This window comes from Ornithinibacillus salinisoli, from assembly GCF_042684965.1.
Taxonomy (GTDB): domain Bacteria; phylum Bacillota; class Bacilli; order Bacillales; family Amphibacillaceae; genus Ornithinibacillus; species Ornithinibacillus salinisoli.
On the sequence record NZ_JBHUMI010000014.1, the window covers coordinates 274,443 to 292,917 of the forward strand.

Here is an 18,475-nt window from a genome sequence, read left to right on the forward strand (position 1 = left end):
CTTGTCGAATTATATTTATTAAATTTTTTCTGTTGTGCTTAGGGGTTCGATAGCAGAACCAGGGATATAAATAGGTTGGGAGTGGATCAACTTTCGGGTGGGATCGCTCATCTTTTGAGGTGGGTGGATCAACTTTCGGGTGAGGTTGCTCAACTTTTGGAGTGGGTGGATCAACTTTCGGGTGGGATCGCTCAACTTTAAGGCGAAGTCGCTCAACTTTATAGGTATATGAATCAGTTTTGAGACATTTTATTAATAAATAAGGGAACCCGCTTAGGTTCCCTTATTTATGCTATTTTTCTACGAGTAATTACGGGGATATATTTTAACAATCCTTAACGCCATACTTAACATAGGAAAGTAAAGGGAGAGGAAGACCGCGAATCACCCTCTCCCACAAAGATTCCTCTACAATCTGCTCTTTTGGTGTTTGTATATCTCCAACATCAATTCGTTCATCTTCATCAAAAAACCATACCTAGATCTTCATCCCACCAATATCGATCCCAATTATAATCACGACAATTCTCAGCACCTATTTTTCACAAACAGATGCCAATCTTTTATTAAAGATTCACCTTTGATTTTGTCTCACTAGAACGATAAGCTGCCAAAGCAACTTCCACTGCTTTTAACCCGTCATATCCGGTAATCGATGGTTCTCTTCCCTGCTCAACACAGTCTACGAAATCACAAATTAATCCAAAGTCCATATCATTTCCATAGAAGACATGTGATAAAGACCTATCTCCATTGGCGAACAGCCTGAAATGTTCCTTCAACGCATCGACTTTTACTGTTTGCTTTGTACCAACGACTTCGATCGTCACATCTCCCCATGTAGGGTATTCCGAAAATCTAGACCAGCTTGCATCATGGGAGGCAATCACACCGTTTTCAAATTCAAATGTAAGAATTCCAGCATCATCTATGGGTATATCATGGAAGTACGAATCAACAATCGAATATACTTCGGTAATTTCCTTTCCTAAATACCAGCGCATAATATCCACCATATGAACTGTGTGATCTAGTACCGCACCCCCGCCAGATAGATCCTCATCAATAAACCAGCCACTAGGGTTTTGCCCACGGTTCGTCGTTCGGAAGGCAACAATATCCCCAAGTTCACCTTCATCGATCATTGTTTTTAATTGCTGAATAGGCGAACTGAACCGTACAGGAAATGCGACTTGCAAAATAACCTCCTGTTCCACACATACGTCAATCATTTCTTGTGCATCCTCAACGGTTGTCGCAATCGGTTTTTCACATAGAATATGTTTTTTCGCTTTGGCAACGTTCAACACCATTTCCTTATGGCGAATATTTTCACTACAAATAATGACGGCATCCATGTCTAATGTGAGGAAAGAATCTTGATCGGAAAAATGTACCGTATTATATTTTTTTGCTACCTCTTTTCCGCGAGCAATGTCATCATCAAAAATCCCTACGAGATCAACATGTGGTAGTTTCATCAAACTATCCGCATAACTATAGGCATGCATATGCGCAAAACTCATCATACCGATTTTCATGAATGAACACCTCCGTCTACCACTTGCTGAAATTGTTCCAGTTTCTCAACTAGTTCATCGTCCACTTGATAAGACAGTTTTAAAATAGCGTCTACACTATAAGAAAGCGGAAGCGCAGTATGCAGTTTCGACCCAAACGGATTCATTTCATTGCTATTGAATTCGATAATCCTTTGCATGCCACTCCATTCCAGTTCAATATACTCCTGCCCCGAAAACGTATAATCAAGATGGGCCATAGTACCACCGCCAAAGTTTACAGTCACAATCACATGTTGTGTTGCAATGTCTTCACGACTTCGCTTCACATAAACATGCTCTGGTTCACCAAATACTGTAGATAAAACGTAAAGATCACTAGCTATAATTGAATTATCCTCATCTCCGACAATTCTTCGTAATCGAAAAACGCCCTTTGTATTCTTGCTGATAACTTCCCTCGCCTTTTGAAAAAAAGGATACAGCTCCAAATCAAAATACACGTTTCCATCCTTAACATGACTACCATCCATCAACGTTGATGGCATGTAAACCGAATGACTATCAAGTGGTACTTTATGAACATTTTCATAGTCGATAACAGATAACCGATCATCTGTTATCTGCTCCTCGGATTCAACTAGATCTACTACTTTTCTAGTAGTTTGAAAATCTAGCTTTCCAACGTCTGCTATCACAACATTTGCCATCGTCATCCCTCCTATTTCAATAGTTTCCTTAAACGACGGACAGCTTCTTCACTCGCTACCGCGGGATCATCCTTGCCCTCGTATTCAATCGATAACCAACCATTATATTCGATTTCCTTTAATCCATGAACAATATAGGATAGATTCACCTGGCCATCACCTGGCACTGTTCCGACCAGTTCTACTCCTTGTGTCGAACGGAATCCGTTCATCATTTCCGCTGGATCTTTTACACGAAAATCTTTGAAATGAACATGAACTATTTTTCCGCGTAGGTTGTCAAAAGCTTCCTCTGGCTGTTCATGAACGAGTAGGAAGTTCCCAGTATCAAATGTTGATTTCACATACGGACTATTTACTTTTTCAATGATCTCTTCCACCTGTTCACTTTTACCTGCTAGCAATCCATGATTTTCGATCGCTAAGAAAACTTTTTCTTGTTCTGCCTTTACTGCAGATCGCTTCAATCCTTCGACAATCCAATCCTGACCATCCTCATAGGTTAAATCTCCCTGTAAATCCCCACAAAATACCCGAACAACTTTTGTACCTAATCTTTTCGCGACAGCGATGCCATCGTTAATTTTTTCTACTTCATTCGCACGTTCTTCGGCTGACGCTTTCACAAAATTATTTGTCACGTCATATGCGGAAACAGGTAATTGCAACGATTCCAATTTAGCAACAACTTCTTCGATTTCCTTTTCTTTATCCTTCCAGTAGATGTCTAGTAATTCGACACCATCCAAACCAATTTCTTTGGCATAGTTTAAGAAATCTATTGTCGTCCAGTTTTCTCTGTGAATCGTGGAATTCAAACTATACATACTAACACTTACTTTCATGCTTTATCCTCCTTTAAGCTTCCATTTGTTTTGCAATAAAGGCGATTATCTTCTCTTCATGAAACAGGTTTTGTTCATGAGTAAATTGCGGGTAAACTTCCATTTCTTTCTTCGTTGTAGCCAAATGATTATATGCGGCAAATACGGTTGATGGCGGTGTTATTGCATCCTCCAATCCCGTTCCCATCAAGGTTGGACATGTGATTGCGTCACAAAAATGGACACTGTCAATATATCCAAGTGTTCTCATGACATCTTCATATGTCTCGTATTGCGGATCATTCCATTTAAAATAGTTCACAATCTCCATATATGGACCAGATAATGCTACCTCCAACGCCCGTTCAAAATGGGAGATAAATGGCCAATCGGAAGCGACAAAATCCATGTTTTCATCTAAACCTGCAGCAACTAATGCCAAACCACCACCTTGCGAGCCTCCCATCACTCCTAGCTTTGTTGGTTGAACAGGAAATTCACTTGATCGAATCCAATTTAATTGCAGCAACATATCCCGATATACATTCGTATAGTAATAGTTCTTTGGATCATGGATACCGTTTAACATCCAGCCAACAATTCGACTACCATTGCTATACTTACCATAATCTGGAGAGTCCCCTTGCCCTCTAACATCAAAAGAAATAACTGCAACACCAAGCGTCGTCCATTTCAGAAAATCTACGGCAAGCCCACGAGAACCAGTGTATCCGTGAAAGAAAAAGATGACCGGACATTCCGTTACACCTTTTGGCTTGATGAAAAGTCCCCTTAAGGGCGTATCATCCCAACTCGTAAACGTAAGATCAGCCACTTCAACCGATGGCACAGCGTAATCTCGCCAACTAACCACAACCTCTGGTGTAAACTTACGAATCATTTCCTTTTCCATATCCCAAAAATCCTGAAAATCAACTGGCTTATTTGCTAGTTCTGGATGATATTTTCGTAGTTCATCTAATGCAAAGTCACCAACCTTTCTTCCCATTTATCCTTCACTCCAATTTATATAATATTTCTCTGCTATTCCGGCTCTAATCCTTCTTATCCTGCTTCTTTAACAGCCCTACATTATTTCTGTTTCTACCGAGGTTACATTGCCTCACGGGCCTGTCAATTTCCCACAGTCAGTAACATCAACATCCTTTACAAATACACTTCCTTACCCGTTTTTGCAGATTCATAGACTGCATGAAGCATCTTCATTACTTGTACCCCATCGGAAACTGGTGCAATCGTATCTTTTCCATGTAAGCAACAGTCAACGAAATGGTTGATTTCGTTTGTAAACGCTTGATTAAAATCAAAAGTTAAGCTGTCAATTTGTGGTGTTACATTTAATATCGTATTATGCTTCTCCGTTACGATAGCTAATTCTGGTTCGATTTCAGCTCCACCCTGATCACCGAACAACTTGACATATAATTCATTTTTTTTCGCTTGCAGAGTAAAACTCACATCCACCATGAGCGATGCCCCATTCTCAAATCGTATAATGGCATTCGTTAAATCTTCCACATCATTTACTGTTGGATCATAATCTGCAGCTTGATAGAAGGATAGATTTTCGATATGACTGCGGTTACCTAGTTTTTTATACGTGTTTCCACTGACAGATACTGGTCGCGGTTTCCCCATGAAGTACCAGCAAATATCAATCATATGTACCCCTAAGTCAATTAATGGGCCACCACCAGATTTCGTCATATCACTAAACCAGCCACCAGGATTACCAAGTCTACGCAAACAAGTTGCTTTTGCATAATATATCTCACCGAGATCACCATGATCGATAAATTTTTTCAGTAGTTTTGCATTATCCCCATGCCGACGTACAAAACCAACTTGCAGGAGTTTACCTGTTTTCTTTTGTGCCGCTTCAACTGCCATTGCTTCCTCTACCGTCATGGATAAAGGCTTTTCCACTAATACATGTTTACCAGCTTCCATGGCAGCAATCGCAATCTCCGCATGTGAGTTATTCCACGTACAAATACTAACCGCATCAATGGCGTTATTCTGTAATAGCTCTTGATAGTCGGTATACAATTCCGCTACATCATAATGCTTTCCTTTTTCCTGCAGACGCTTCTCATTACTATCACAAAATGCTACCAATTCAACTTCCGCATTGTTCAAATAGGGCTCGATATGAAACTGTGAAATCGATCCAACTCCAATTACACCAACCTTTAACATGCTCATACCCCTTCCACTTACAATTTTTAGTACACAACCTCTTTTTGTATTTGCGAAGATTCATAGATACCGAGTAACATTTTCAATATGTGATTACCTTGTTCACCGTCAATTAACGGTTGCTCTTTCGTACGAACACAATGCACAAAGTGATTTATTTCTTCCTTAAATGTATCCCCGTCAACATATGTTGGCGAAACTTCGGTTTGAATACCATTTTCCTCCTTATAAATCGTTAATGGTGTTAACCTTGCACCACCTTGTTCTCCTAGCAGCTCCAATTGAATCCCTTCATCCTGTTCACCATGGATTGCCCAAGCAATTTCCAAATTGATAACAGCACCATTCTTGAACCGAATATAAGCAGAAGCAAAATCATCAACATCCATGACTTGACCCGCATTTAACTGTTTATTTTTCGATGTCCAAGCAGATACATATTTTGTTTCGTAGTTCCCTAATCCCGTTATCGTCTGTCCACTGATCGATTGAACATCTTGTTTCCCCATTAACCACCAAGCAAGGTCTAACACATGGACACCGATATCCATTAATGCTCCTCCACCAGCCAGTTCTTTATTCGTAAACCAACCTTTCGGAGTGCCACGGCCTCGGAACAATTTTGCTTTCGCATAATACAGGTTGCCAAAGGTATTGTTATCGATGTATTCCTTGATAATACGTACATCTCGACGAAAACGATGGGTCATTCCAACCATTGTGATCACATTTTTTTCTTTTGCTAACGTTAAATATCCTTCCACTTCTTCTAAATTCGTGCCAATTGGCTTTTCTATGAACACATGGATTCCTTGCTCAGCAGCTTTTTTCGCAATCGGAATATGTGTAGCATTTGGCGTACAAATCAGTACGGCATCAACATGTGTTTGTGCAAACATTTCATCGATTGTTTGAAAAGCATATGGAATATCATGCTTTTTTGCGACAGCTATTGCTCGTTCCAAGTCCATATCTACTAATGCGTTTACAATGACATGTTCATTTTCCTGTAAATATTTTAAATGAACTGCTTCTGCAATGGCACCAATACCGATAATTGCCACATGTATGTTTTTCATATTATCAACCCCTTATTAAATATTATTTTTGCTAATATAAAAAACAACCATTTTATTATATGGTTGGATTTTAATCGAAATAGTGTGTTTTAAATCTGGGGTGCGGACTCGAGTTCGGGTGTTTAAGTGCTTGGCCAAGGTCCGAGTGATCTTTGGAAGTGTTTGGTGCGATAAATACCTTGTTACTGCGCTCCGGTCGAGATACGTGCGCTCTGGCACGACTTAGAGCGCTCAACCACAAGTTCGAGCTCTAGTAAATCTTACTAACCACTGCCTTAGCGGTCTTATTCTTCATCTCTAATGATTTTTCTTTCTTCAATAATGCTAATCCTGTGCAAAGTAGATCAACGACAAACAGTTGGGATATTTTTGCTGTTAAGGATCCACCTTCTAATGGTGATTCTTTGGCACCACCAACTAATACAATATCGGCAAATTGTGTGATTGGTGACCGAGAATAATATGTAATAGCAATTACTTTTGCACCGTTTTCTTTGGCAATTTTCACTGATTCAATCGTATCTCTTGTACTTCCTGAGATACTAAGGGCAATGACGACATCTTGATCCGATAATGTGGCTGCTGACATAGCTTGTAAGTGTGAGTCTGTAATCGCACTTGCCTGGATACCAATTCGAAGTAACCTACTTTTTGCATCCAATGCTGTTATTCCTGAGCTACCTACACCAAATATATGTAATGAATGTGCTTCCTGTAACAGTGCTAACGCTGCATTTAGATCTTCTTCACTGATCATGGATGCTGTATTTTCTATCGCGTAAACGGAATTGCTAGAGATAGAATGAATGATATTACTTGGTTCGGAACCATTCTTCTCCTTTTTCTCTTCCGATAAATTTTGTGCAATAGTTAGCTTGAACTCTTGATAGCCTTTTAAGCCTATTTTCCGACAAAAGCGAAGGACTGTTGTTTCACCTACTGCTGCTTCATCTGCTAGATCTGTTACAGAATAAAATATAACTTTTTCCAAGTTATCCAACACAAACGACGCAACCTTTTGTTCTGAGTTCGTTAACGATGGAAAGTAGCTATTTATTATTTCAGTAATTGGCTTCTTCATATAGTTACCGCCTTTTTCTAGAATAATTATCTCCTACCATTTTACTAGTTTTCAAACGTAAGAACCATTGTTAAGTAGTAATGGAATACAAGAAGGCGAAGCTAATCGCCTCCTTGTATAAATTTTATGATCTTAGCTGTTTCAAGAACCCAGGTATAGAGTGAGGTGCTTTTGTCTTTTTATCAAATACTTCCTCAAGTAGTGGCCACCAATCATACATCTCAATATATACTAAATCAAAGAGCATAATACCGTGCATTTTTTCTTCCGTCATACGGATGGCACGTTTGAAATCTTCTGGCCTATCTTGGTATTGAAGTAAATAGAGACTTCCATATACAAAAGTATCATAATCGGTAACTTCCATACTTAGGTCTGCTGCACCTTCTACACTATACCAGTATGGCAATCTACCTTCTAATTCGTCGATTGTTACATCACCATAATATAGACCTGTCATTAAAAAGTCTAAATGATCGGCATATCCTGTTTCGTTGTAATCATCAGCTGCCCAATCATAGTCAGGGTGATAATCTTTACTTCCCCAGTTTACTCCCTCACTATAGTATAATGGGTGCCAGGAACCAACATACGTATTAAATAACACATCGGAATCAAGATTGTGCATTATTTCTTTTGTTTCCTCAAAATAATCATGTATGTTTTGAGCCCGCCATTTGATCCATTCTTGATAAAATGGTCCAGGGAGGATTTCTTTTTCATCTCCATTAAATTCTACGGTAAAAATATCTTCTGGCCAGTTTGTCAATTCCTGCCCAATAGACTCTTCAAATTTCTCTCGACTTAACTCACTAAAGTCTGTATAAATATTGTTGTATCTTGCGCGATCAAGCGTGATTCCGTCAATATCATAGTTTTCGACCAGTTCTTCGATAACATTCCATGTGTATTCTCTTACGTCAGGATTTATTGGATTCATAAATGCTGCTGGTCCAGCTGTTTCAGATACTGGTTTTAAGTCGGTTTCGACACTAGCGATATCCAGTTGCTCTCCAACTTGAACATTATCAAGAATCCATTGTCTTGCTTTACCATGACCAGAAAGTACATAGCCATTGTCTGGTACCGGTACTTCCCTGTCTCCGATAATCGCTTGATCTACTATATCAACAATCGTCCCATCTTCTACAACAACTTCAATACCCCAACGATTGGTTGGAGTAACATCATTATTTTCAGGGGTATATACAACTAGTTGATCAGTACCTCTTGATTGGTCAAATCCATGAATAGGGTGTGTTTCACCATCTTCTTCGGTTACAATTCGATTCACATCATAGACAATCGTTTGCCAATCGGGATTATCGATTGCCGGTCCTTCTTGATACACAATATCTCCTGCTGAAAATACATTGATATTAAGGTGCACCTCAATATCATATTTTTTTGCTTCTTCTATCACCGTTTCTACCAGATCGTAATCTTGTGGATACCAATTATACTTAGGATTTAGTGATTCACTCAGATGTGGGGAAAACTCACTTGGATATGGAACAAATCCACTGCGATTTTTCACATCAAGTATGATGGTATTAATGTTAGCTTGTGCTGTCTTCGATACGATATCAGCAACTTTTTCTGGTGTATCTAAGCTATCTAAGTTGGCACTAAGATCATACCAAAGAATTCTAGCTTTCATATTTTTATTTTTGATGATATTTTCTACATTGGAACCATCAGCTGCATGAACTGGTATAGATGTTAATAGGACTACCATGGTGACAATCATTGCTGAAAAAAACGAGATAATTTTTTTCTTATTCATTTCGTACACCACTTCCTTAATCTATGAATTTTCATATATTTATACTCCAAAAGATTTATAAACTAGCCTCCTTCCACTTGAAATTGGAGTTACTACCTAGTTAATGGTTATGTTTCCGCTAGAGTGTGACGATGTTCTCGCTCGTGCGGCCGATGTTTCCCCTCATGTGTCCGATGTTCTCACCTACAGAGAATCGAGCCTAATCATTCATTCCATCAACAAATACTTTCGTGATATGCTGAGGTCTCGTAATCGCTGAGCCAACAACAACGGTATGTGCACCTTTTTGGATCATTCTCTTCGCATCGTTCGGACATTCGATACGTCCTTCCGCAAAAATAGGTGCATCGGTCGCATGTACAAGCTTTTCCACCAACTCTACATCTGGTCCAGGTTGTTCCCTTACGGTATAGTCGGTATAGCCAGATAATGTCGTTGATATAAAATCCGCACCTAAATGCAGTGCATGTAGCCCTTCTTCCACTGTGGAAATATCCGCTAATATTAATTGTTCTTTTTCTTTTACATAGCGAATTATTTCTTCAAGTGAATCACCATTCGGTCTTTTTCTGTTCGTGGCATCGAGTGCAATGACATCGACACCAACATCCAACAGTTCATCTACTTCTTTTTTTGTAGGGGTAATGTACACATGACTATTTTCATATACTCGCTTTACCAATCCTATAATTGGTAGTTTTGTAGCATGTTTAATTGCGGAAATATCGTCACTCCCGTTTGCTCTGATCGCCACTGCACCTCCGACATCTGCTGCCATGGCCATTCTAGCCATGATATGTGGCCCATGTAGTGGTTCATCCTCTAGCGCCTGACAAGAAACGATTAACTTTCCTTTTATTTGCTCTAATAATTGTGTTTTCTCCATATACTTCACCACGGTTTGTAATTTTCGTTTGTCTAACTTCACAAGATGCCTACCTATTCCGCTACACTTTTTAATTGTTCATACCTTCGTTCCACTTTGCTTTTAATGATTTGATTCATACACGTCATCCATAAGACTATGCTACTTCCTGTAAGGAAAAACAAGGTACCTGGGAACCGATAAGATACAAGTAAAATACCTACAATTCCTAATAAGTTGATCATGCTCCAATGGATATAGGATAGCCCTGTAAAAAAGGAAGTTCTAAACAAATCTTTAAGCTTGATATCGTGCGTTAGTAAAGTTGGAAATATATATAAAGCAGTGATGGCAATCCCCAACAATAAAATAGCCAATACCATCATAATTGGAGTTTTTATCATTCCTCCATCCAGCTGTTGAAAAAATGTAAAATCTACATAAATAATGAAAACGGCAAGCCCGATTATATAACCTACTAGCTGGGAGCGGACATAATTAGCCTTGAAATGTTTCCAGAATTCCTTCCAAACAGATATATCTGTATTTCCTTTAGTCCATTGGTCAGCTACAGCAAATGCAGCTACTATTGCTGGAAAAAAGCTAAATAGAACAAAACCGCTTAGACATGCCAACAGAAAGACCAAATTCAGTCTTACTAACCTCATAAACCATTCAAATGCTTCTAAAATAGTAGATACGATAGTCATTTATCTCACAACCTTTTGTTTACCCTTTTACAGAGCTAGAATATGCTGCTTCAATAAAGTACCGCTGGAATACAATAAACACGACAATAACTGGTATCAGTGCAATTAATGCACCCGCAGCAATAAGTCTCGTATTTGCAGCGAAAGCCCCTTGCAATTGATAGAGTCCAAGAGTAATCGGATATTTATTTGGATCATCGAGAATTAATAATGGCCATAAGAAATTATTCCATGCTGCAATAAAACACAAAATAGCTAATACGCCAAGCATTGGTTTAACCATCGGAAACATGAGCTTCCAAAAAATTTGCCATACATTTGCTCCATCGATAACTGCAGATTCTTCAATTTCTCGTGGAATTTCCTTAAAACCTTGTCTCATGAGGAATATCCCAAGTGGTGTAATGGCACCAGTAATAATAATACCGGTGTATGTTCCCATTAATCCGAGTTTATCAATTACTAGATAGACTGGAATCATGGTTACTTCATTTGGGATCATCATCGTAGCAATGATCAATATGAAGATGAGATTCATTCCTCTAAATTTCATTCTCGCCAATGGATACGCGGCAAACGAACAGAAAATTAACGGTAATACCACTCCAAAGAAGGTAAGAAATACGGTATTAAGTAAATACCTTGGAATTGGCAATGTATTCCACACCGTAATAAAGTTCTCTAATGTGAACGTATTTGGTATAAATTGTGGTGGTATCGAAAAAATAACATCATTTTGTCCCTTCAATGAAATAGATACCGTCCAGATAAATGGAACAATGGTAATCGATACTAAAAGTAATAAAAAGAAGTAAGAAATCGATTTATTGATTAGCTTTTTTCGATTAAATCCTTTCTTTGAAGGATTGGATACTATGGATTCAGACAACGTATTCCCCTCCTTTATTTATTGGGGTTATCAAGCAATTTTTGATTGATTAACGTAATAATTAGGATGATAACGAATAGGATGAAGGATATCGCACTAGCATACCCCATATCTAAGTTCGTAAATGCTTCCTCGAATACTAATAAAACAACCGTTGTGGATGCTTTCAGTGGACCACCATCTGTCATCGTTAACATTAACGTAAACTCTTTAAATGCTCCCATCGTAGAGATAACCGCAACAAAGAAGATCATCGGTTTAATCAACGGAACGGTTACATAAAAATGTTTTTGCCAAAAACTCGCACCATCTAATTCACTAGCCTCATATAAATCCTTCGGTACTCCTTGTAACGCTGCTAAATAAAATAGCATGTAATAACCAAATCCTTGCCAGATAGTTACAAATGCAAGAGCAAGCATTACTGTGGAAGTATCCATTAACCAGCCAAATGGCTCAACGCCAAACCAACTAAGGAAGTAGTTTACAATTCCTTCTTTCGCAAACATCCACTTCCATAAGATTGCTGTGATAACAACAGAAACTAGTACAGGGAAGTAGTAGATCAATCGAAAAATTTTGATTCCACGTAACTTTTGATTAACTAGAATTGCTACCATAATAGGAAGAACGACTAGCGCAGGGGTAACTAGTAACCAGTAATAAATGGTATTGAACATAGCCTTACGAAAATCGTTATCCTGAAATGCTTTTATGTAATTTTCCAAGCCTAAAAATTCAATTGGCTGAAAAACATTATAATTAGTGAAGCTTAAAACGAATGCAGCGATACTCGGTATAAAAGTAAATATAAGTAATAATATAAGGGGAATGGCAAGAAAACCCCATGCATGCCTTGCCTTATACATAAATCTTACCTCCTTTAAGAGAAGACGTAATCGTCTTGAAAGGGTCAGCCCCCCGTAACTACCATGGCACCCATAGGGGTCTGACCCTTAATTACCTACTCTAGTACACTATTAACTTGTTGTTCCGCTTCAGCTAATGCTTCTGCTGGATCAACATCATTAAGTAATACTTGCTGGAACGCTTCTTGAATAGCTTCTATAACTTGCGATACGTTTTCTACTTGCGGACTCATGTTTTCTGCAGTAGCAAGTGCTTGTGCTGCATAATAACGTCCACGTTCTGTTGCATCCTCTGAATCTTCACCTTGAGCGAAGAATTCATCATTTGCAGCTTCTTCAACTGGAGGCAATACGGATGCCTCTTTACCAAATTCCAGTTGGTTTTCTGCATTTGTTACAAATTTGGCAAACTCAACTGCTGCCTCTTTTGATTCACTATTTTCAGATACGGCAATATTCATTGGGTTGGCATGCTGTTTACCAGCCGTTCCATCTAATGCCGCACCACCTAAAGATTTTTCATATACTTCTGGTGATAAATCGTTTACTTGACGGAATAACTGTGGTCCAGTAGCCCACCATGCTACTTTTTCTGTAGCGTATAATTCTGCCATTGATACTTGGTTTAACATAACATCTAATTCAAATAATCCTTGATCATAATACTCTTTTAAATCACTCCATAATGCCACTGCTTCTGGCGTGTTAAATGCTGCAGCGGTATTATCTTCATTTAAGATATCAATACCGTTTTTCGGGAATAACAGATGCATTTCACCTTGGATCACTTCACCATATGCACCGGTTTCTTCATAGATTGTTTTTGACATTTCCCATGCCTCTTCAAACGTCGTTGGTGGAGCATCAAAACCAGCTTCTGCTAGAATATCAGGATTATAGATTAAGCCACTTGTTGTTGTATACCAAGGTAGTGCATAGACAGATCCTTCTACTCCACCTGTTTGCCAAAGACCTTCAAAGAAAGTGTCTTTGACATCGGCAGCAGCTTCATCCATGTTAACGAGTGCCCCCATCGCACCAATCTTCTTCACAAATTCGGTGTTTAAGTTCATTACATCCGGGAGATCACCACTTGAAGCATTTGTAAGTACATATTGCTCTACTTGATCATATGGTACATCGTTAATGGTAACGGTTACATTTGGATGCAAATTTTCAAACTCTGCTTTTAAATTGTTTAAGTAATCTTCAAATGTCGGTAATAATGAGATGGTCATAAATTCTACTTCCCCAGATAATTCTTCTGTATCTGCAGAATCACCATCATCATTTCCATTATCTGTTTCGTCAGAACTTGACCCACTGTCATCCGAACATGCAGCAAAAAGTAATAACATTATACCTAGTAGACTTATCAGTAAAAATCTTTCTCTTAACATCTTCAACTTCTTCCCCTCCAATTTCTGAAATGAATTATTTATTTCACGATGGAAATTTACTTCTTTTTATTAATCTGATAAGAAGAATATCTCCACCATAATTATAGACTTTGGTGAAATGTTTTGTCAATTATATTTTTAAAAAATTCAAAACCTTTGTAATGTCGAATAATGTCGGTGCCTGGCACCGACATTATTCGACAGGTGACAGGCACCTAAAATGCGGTTATTTCGGGCCAGTGGAGATGGATGCCGATTGCTGTTAGGGTTGTTTGGAATGCTTTGGTTAGGGTGTGATCATGATAAATTTGTGCAGGTTTTACGTTATGCTTAATTGCAAAGGATGCAAGTGCTCCTGCAGCTTCTCCAATATTCCATTCCACTGGATGCACGCGAAAGCATCCATTCGTTAGTTGCGTTGTCCCGATATTTTTACAAGCCGGTATGAGATTTTTCATTTTAATCGGAATAAAGCTCCCTAATGGAATTTCAAATGGATAGCTTTTCGCATAGAACAATCTGTTTTTCACTGTAGTTGGATGTAAATCAATGCGATAAGCACCAATTCCAACAGAATCATCTCGTTTTCGAACACCTTGATTCTCTCGTAAATCGGCATTAATATCATGTTCCGTTACCGTATACATAGCTTTGATCCTTCTTGATTCACGGATATAAGGGTGCATTGCTAACCCATCTTTTGTTCCAACAACATCTGGACGTAGCCTAAACTCAGGAAATCCCTTGCCGCCATCTGGTCTTGGTGCCTCCGTTTGTAACCAATACAATGTCGACAAACTTAATTGACGAGCACCTTCCAAATGTTTCTTCTTCTCCGACTCACTCACATCAATAATCGACCCTAACCAATAATCATTTTGTGGCCAATTAATTAAGGAAATGTCTCCTTCATAAAAACCATCCGTAAATTGATTGCTATCAATAATCCGACGATACTCCCACATGCCCAGCGATTGTTCTGTTGTAAAGAATGGCATTTTCTTCGATTCACCCGTATGTGCTTGTGGAATAAATTCACTGAGCTGCATGTGATCTAAGAATGAAGCCTGATAATTACGCCAAAAATCATACATATCCGGTTTTGGGATGGTATAATCTCCCCCTGGCACATAGTCGAGGGCAAAAACATGTGTGATCGACTGGATATCTTGAGGGATTGCCTCCGCTAACGCATTCGGCTCTTCTGTTTGTTCACTTGATTCTGCACCGACAACATAATCGACATGTGCAAGTGGTAGCACATCCCCAAGCTCTGTCGCATCCAAGAAGTAGGTAGCTTCTATCTCGGTTTCAACATGTGTATGCTGATCGGTAACAATAACTTTTTGAATGGTGTCATCTTCAACCTCGGCTCGTACAGCTTTATGATGTAAGAGTATTTCAATTCGCCTATTTGATAGGTGCGGCTGTAATAAATCATATAGTACCGTTAATGCAACTCTCGGTTCATGTGCAAGCCTACTCACCCATGCATTTCCTGGATTGAGCAAGTCATTCTGTACTGCTTCTTCCTTCAATAGATAGTTACGTTTATAATAATCTCTTATTTCATTACGAAACGTACGATATGTTTTTGTACAACCAAAATCCTCAATCCAAGGGTGTTCATCCGGAGGAACGGCCTGGCTTGTAAGCTGTCCACCAATCCAGTCTGTTTCTTCCGTTAAAACTACATTATTACCATGCTTTGCTGCAGTTAAAGCAGCTAGACAGCCGCCAATTCCTCCACCGATGATCGCTATATCCTTTTTCAATTTAGTCACCTCCTCTAATTGCTCGACCTTAAGTCGATGCCAATCTCAAATGTTCTATTCCAAGGTAAATAAATACGTTCTATTGAAAAATTCCGATCTATTTCTTTTACCATAGAATTTACCTGGTTTAAAAATAGTTCTTTTACTTTTTCTTGTAGATCCTCTTGGGTGATATCCTCTTCCTTATCAATTTTCCTTCGAATTTCTTGTCGTACAATAGATTGATAGACATAATCATCCAAATATCGTATAAGAAACTGTCTACTTTTTTCTCGATCTACGTGTAATCCCTTCTTAGCAGCAAGATGAAGTAATGCAGCTTGTGCTACTACTGTTCCAATCGTATTTCCCGCTGTGTTCCATGCCGCAAAACCGACCAATTCTACTAAACGGAATGACTCAAACAATACGGGGATCATCACAGAATCTGCTCCATTTGCATAGGCGACATCCGCAATTGCCACCTGCTTCCCTGTATTTGCATAATAGCGAAGCTCTTTCACCCACTCTCCTATGTTTCGATCATTGGTATCCACACCATCTAAGCCGATCTGCAATGCCAAATCTCCCTGTTTTCGCCCAGGAACATGGACACCAATAAGTACATCCGCTTCTGCAGGTGTTTCTACAGTATGACTACCAAAAGCAGCGATTTGTCCTTTCACAGATTCCTGTATCGCGCGATCCTCGTACATAGCTATCGAAAGCGATCCTTTCATCCCGCTGTAAATGGGATAAAATGTTGGAGAATGTTCATCTTCTAGTACATAGATCATCCTGGCAGTCAGCATACTAGCAACTTCATCCGCTCCTGGATAGATATAGATTCTTTCGTGTAAATTTCGTTTTCTCGTCTCATTCTGTAACTTTCCCTGTTCTTGAATATTCAAGCCGTATTCACTTGTGTCATCTTGCGGAAAAATTAATAATTCTACCAAACCTTGTGCAACCGCCTCTATCATGGACAGATTGATAGAAAAGTTTCGCTGACGTGTATGCAAATAATCCTCCAATACCCAATCAGGAATTTTTGCTTTCATTGTTTGAGAAATTTCCTGGTCCTTTTCTTCACCATGTTTTGCAAACCGATGGGAGTGGAAGGAGTAATTCCATATTTCCTTACCATATTGGTCCCAATAGTCTTTTTCTTCTTGATTCACATAACTATTCGATAAGCGCATCGTGGAACTAAACGCCATCACGTGAAGTTGCGGATTTTTTCGCTTGATATCTAAGAAGTTAGCAAGTCTCTCCCGCAATACCTGTTCTTCATCTGTATTAACTCGAGACGGAACTAACCCTCCATATAACAACATATCAATAGATACAATTATCCCTTCTACTTCATTTGAAACCTCTTCGACCCAGTTAAATAATTTTCCTAAATCTGCAGGAGCTTTTAAAAATCCAAGAATCTCGTTTGGAGGCAGCAAAACCTCCCAGCCAGCCAGCTTAGCAAGATCTTTTGGTAAATCATACGTAACCGGGCGTGCATCCACAGGTATTAACGCAATTTTTCGTTTCATCGTATTCCCTCACTTATATTGATGGATCCTATTTCAACTCTTCTTTCAAAATATCCCACCAGTTATATTCCTCTACATAAACGGTATCAAACAACATAACTCCAGCTGACTTTTCTTTACACATTCGAATGGCTTTTCGAAATTGCTCGGGATCTCCCTGGTAGTTTTTCAAAAATAAACTTGCTACAAAAGGAATACTTCCATTCACCACATCTAGACTGATATCAGCTGCTCCCTCAACACTGTACCAATAATCCGGACGACCATTTTTATCTGCTTCTTCTTTCGTTACCTCATAGTAATAACAACCCGTCATTAAGAAATCTAATTGCTCGGCAAGCCCAGAAACATGATAGGTATCAGAAGTCCATGCTAAGTTTGGCTTAAATGATTCACTTCCCCAATTAACCCCTTCACTGTAATACAGTGGATACCACGACCCGACATAATCAGCGAACAATGGAACATGATCTTTCACAATGGCTCTTGCTTTTGTTACAAATGTCTTTATATTATTAGCACGCCATTCTGTCCACTTAGGAAAAAGCTTACCGAATTCAATCGCCTTTTCCTCATTAATCGTAAAAATATCTTCCGGCCAGTTCTCGATTGTCTCACCAATATACCGTTCAAAACCTTTCCTACTAAGCTCATTAAAATCTCCGTACACATTTGGATAACGACAACGATCAACAACCACGCCATCCAGATCATACATACAAATTTCCTTTAAAATATTCAGTTCATGTGCTTCTACTTTCGGATGAATTGGATTTACAAAGATTGTATCTGCGTCTTTATATTCGGCAGCATTTGATTCGGACGAAACAGCATCATTATAGAAGGTCACTTTCCAATCTTCTTTGTCATAGGCAATCCCGTCTTTTGATGCAGTCGTACCTTCTGAAAAAACATCCATATTCGCCAACACTTTGACATCATATTTCTTCGCTTTTGTTAAAAATTCATCCAAAAAATCACGGTCTTCCCACATGATGAATCTATCATCCGACCAGCTACTAATATGGTAGCCATAGTTACTCGGATATGTTGTCTGCCCAAACGGTACTTTTGCATCAATAATAAGATGAGTTATCCCCGTGTGAACTGCATTTTCAAGTAGTTTAAGTTGTTCATTTTCATTTGCTAATCGCACGCCATTTGCCAAAAAATCAACCCATAATATGTTAGCGTTTTCATTAAATGTAAAACTCAATTCTA

The 18,475-nt window shown here is 38.8% G+C and carries 16 protein-coding genes; all 16 read right to left on the reverse strand.

Annotated features, from left to right (window positions below; genetic code table 11):
* Nucleotides 1–566: 566 nt before the first annotated feature.
* Nucleotides 567–1,541 carry a Gfo/Idh/MocA family protein gene (locus ACFSTA_RS08700; RefSeq protein ID WP_377556226.1) on the reverse strand — a complete coding sequence of 325 codons (975 nt, stop codon included), beginning with the start codon at nt 1,539–1,541 and terminating at the stop codon, nt 567–569.
* The gene (locus ACFSTA_RS08705) at nt 1,538–2,230 is read right to left on the reverse strand and encodes a hypothetical protein (protein ID WP_377556227.1); all 693 of its coding nucleotides are present in this window, start codon (nt 2,228–2,230) and stop codon (nt 1,538–1,540) included. Before ACFSTA_RS08705 ends, ACFSTA_RS08700 begins: the two co-directional genes overlap by 4 nt.
* Before the next feature lie 11 nt (nt 2,231–2,241).
* The gene (locus ACFSTA_RS08710) at nt 2,242–3,075 is read right to left on the reverse strand and encodes a sugar phosphate isomerase/epimerase family protein (protein WP_377556228.1); all 834 of its coding nucleotides are present in this window, start codon (nt 3,073–3,075) and stop codon (nt 2,242–2,244) included.
* A 13-nt stretch (nt 3,076–3,088) separates the two neighbouring features.
* Nucleotides 3,089–4,063, reverse strand: a complete 975-nt coding sequence (locus tag ACFSTA_RS08715) for an acetylxylan esterase (protein WP_377556229.1) — start codon at nt 4,061–4,063, stop codon at nt 3,089–3,091.
* Nucleotides 4,064–4,221: 158 nt separating this feature from the next.
* A complete protein-coding gene (locus ACFSTA_RS08720) occupies nt 4,222–5,280 on the reverse strand; it encodes a Gfo/Idh/MocA family protein (protein ID WP_377556230.1) in 1,059 nt (352 codons plus the stop codon).
* Between the two features lie 20 nt (nt 5,281–5,300).
* The gene (locus ACFSTA_RS08725) at nt 5,301–6,353 is read right to left on the reverse strand and encodes a Gfo/Idh/MocA family protein (RefSeq protein ID WP_377556231.1); all 1,053 of its coding nucleotides are present in this window, start codon (nt 6,351–6,353) and stop codon (nt 5,301–5,303) included.
* Nucleotides 6,354–6,603: 250 nt separating this feature from the next.
* Complete coding sequence (locus ACFSTA_RS08730) at nt 6,604–7,434, reverse strand: MurR/RpiR family transcriptional regulator (RefSeq protein WP_377556232.1); 831 nt, start codon at nt 7,432–7,434, stop codon at nt 6,604–6,606.
* 124 nt (nt 7,435–7,558) lie between these two features.
* Nucleotides 7,559–9,220 (reverse strand): alpha amylase family protein, encoded by a 1,662-nt coding sequence (locus ACFSTA_RS08735; protein WP_377556233.1) that lies wholly within the window; start codon nt 9,218–9,220, stop codon nt 7,559–7,561.
* Nucleotides 9,221–9,419: 199 nt separating this feature from the next.
* Nucleotides 9,420–10,106 carry an N-acetylmannosamine-6-phosphate 2-epimerase gene (locus ACFSTA_RS08740; RefSeq protein WP_377556462.1) on the reverse strand — a complete coding sequence of 229 codons (687 nt, stop codon included), beginning with the start codon at nt 10,104–10,106 and terminating at the stop codon, nt 9,420–9,422.
* Nucleotides 10,107–10,159: 53 nt separating this feature from the next.
* Entirely contained in the window at nt 10,160–10,795 is a 636-nt protein-coding gene (locus ACFSTA_RS08745) for a YesL family protein (protein ID WP_377556234.1), read from the reverse strand.
* 19 nt (nt 10,796–10,814) lie between these two features.
* Nucleotides 10,815–11,684 carry a carbohydrate ABC transporter permease gene (locus tag ACFSTA_RS08750; protein ID WP_377556236.1) on the reverse strand — a complete coding sequence of 290 codons (870 nt, stop codon included), beginning with the start codon at nt 11,682–11,684 and terminating at the stop codon, nt 10,815–10,817.
* Between the two features lie 14 nt (nt 11,685–11,698).
* Nucleotides 11,699–12,553 carry a carbohydrate ABC transporter permease gene (locus ACFSTA_RS08755; protein WP_377556237.1) on the reverse strand — a complete coding sequence of 285 codons (855 nt, stop codon included), beginning with the start codon at nt 12,551–12,553 and terminating at the stop codon, nt 11,699–11,701.
* Between the two features lie 95 nt (nt 12,554–12,648).
* Nucleotides 12,649–13,953: an ABC transporter substrate-binding protein gene (locus ACFSTA_RS08760; protein WP_377556463.1), complete on the reverse strand. Its 1,305-nt coding sequence runs from the start codon at nt 13,951–13,953 to the stop codon at nt 12,649–12,651.
* 215 nt (nt 13,954–14,168) lie between these two features.
* Nucleotides 14,169–15,737: an FAD-dependent oxidoreductase gene (locus ACFSTA_RS08765; RefSeq protein WP_377556238.1), complete on the reverse strand. Its 1,569-nt coding sequence runs from the start codon at nt 15,735–15,737 to the stop codon at nt 14,169–14,171.
* 5 nt (nt 15,738–15,742) lie between these two features.
* Nucleotides 15,743–17,254 (reverse strand): DUF4127 family protein, encoded by a 1,512-nt coding sequence (locus tag ACFSTA_RS08770; protein WP_377556239.1) that lies wholly within the window; start codon nt 17,252–17,254, stop codon nt 15,743–15,745.
* 28 nt (nt 17,255–17,282) lie between these two features.
* Entirely contained in the window at nt 17,283–18,470 is a 1,188-nt protein-coding gene (locus ACFSTA_RS08775) for an alpha amylase family protein (RefSeq protein ID WP_377556240.1), read from the reverse strand.
* Between the last annotated feature and the right edge of the window lie 5 nt (nt 18,471–18,475).

What these genes read in the sequence shown, in the direction of transcription:
- ACFSTA_RS08745 (WP_377556234.1), bottom strand. Translation starts at nt 10,795, where the DNA reads ATGACTATCGTATCTACTATTTTAGAAGCATTTGAATGGTTTATGAGG.
- ACFSTA_RS08705 (WP_377556227.1), bottom strand. Translation starts at nt 2,230, where the DNA reads ATGGCAAATGTTGTGATAGCAGACGTTGGAAAGCTAGATTTTCAAACT.
- ACFSTA_RS08755 (WP_377556237.1), bottom strand. Translation starts at nt 12,553, where the DNA reads ATGTATAAGGCAAGGCATGCATGGGGTTTTCTTGCCATTCCCCTTATA.
- ACFSTA_RS08760 (WP_377556463.1), bottom strand. Translation starts at nt 13,953, where the DNA reads ATGTTAAGAGAAAGATTTTTACTGATAAGTCTACTAGGTATAATGTTA.
- ACFSTA_RS08720 (WP_377556230.1), bottom strand. Translation starts at nt 5,280, where the DNA reads ATGAGCATGTTAAAGGTTGGTGTAATTGGAGTTGGATCGATTTCACAG.
- ACFSTA_RS08740 (WP_377556462.1), bottom strand. Translation starts at nt 10,106, where the DNA reads ATGGAGAAAACACAATTATTAGAGCAAATAAAAGGAAAGTTAATCGTT.
- ACFSTA_RS08735 (WP_377556233.1), bottom strand. Translation starts at nt 9,220, where the DNA reads ATGAATAAGAAAAAAATTATCTCGTTTTTTTCAGCAATGATTGTCACC.
- ACFSTA_RS08725 (WP_377556231.1), bottom strand. Translation starts at nt 6,353, where the DNA reads ATGAAAAACATACATGTGGCAATTATCGGTATTGGTGCCATTGCAGAA.
- ACFSTA_RS08715 (WP_377556229.1), bottom strand. Translation starts at nt 4,063, where the DNA reads ATGGGAAGAAAGGTTGGTGACTTTGCATTAGATGAACTACGAAAATAT.
- ACFSTA_RS08700 (WP_377556226.1), bottom strand. Translation starts at nt 1,541, where the DNA reads ATGAAAATCGGTATGATGAGTTTTGCGCATATGCATGCCTATAGTTAT.
- ACFSTA_RS08710 (WP_377556228.1), bottom strand. Translation starts at nt 3,075, where the DNA reads ATGAAAGTAAGTGTTAGTATGTATAGTTTGAATTCCACGATTCACAGA.
- ACFSTA_RS08770 (WP_377556239.1), bottom strand. Translation starts at nt 17,254, where the DNA reads ATGAAACGAAAAATTGCGTTAATACCTGTGGATGCACGCCCGGTTACG.
- ACFSTA_RS08730 (WP_377556232.1), bottom strand. Translation starts at nt 7,434, where the DNA reads ATGAAGAAGCCAATTACTGAAATAATAAATAGCTACTTTCCATCGTTA.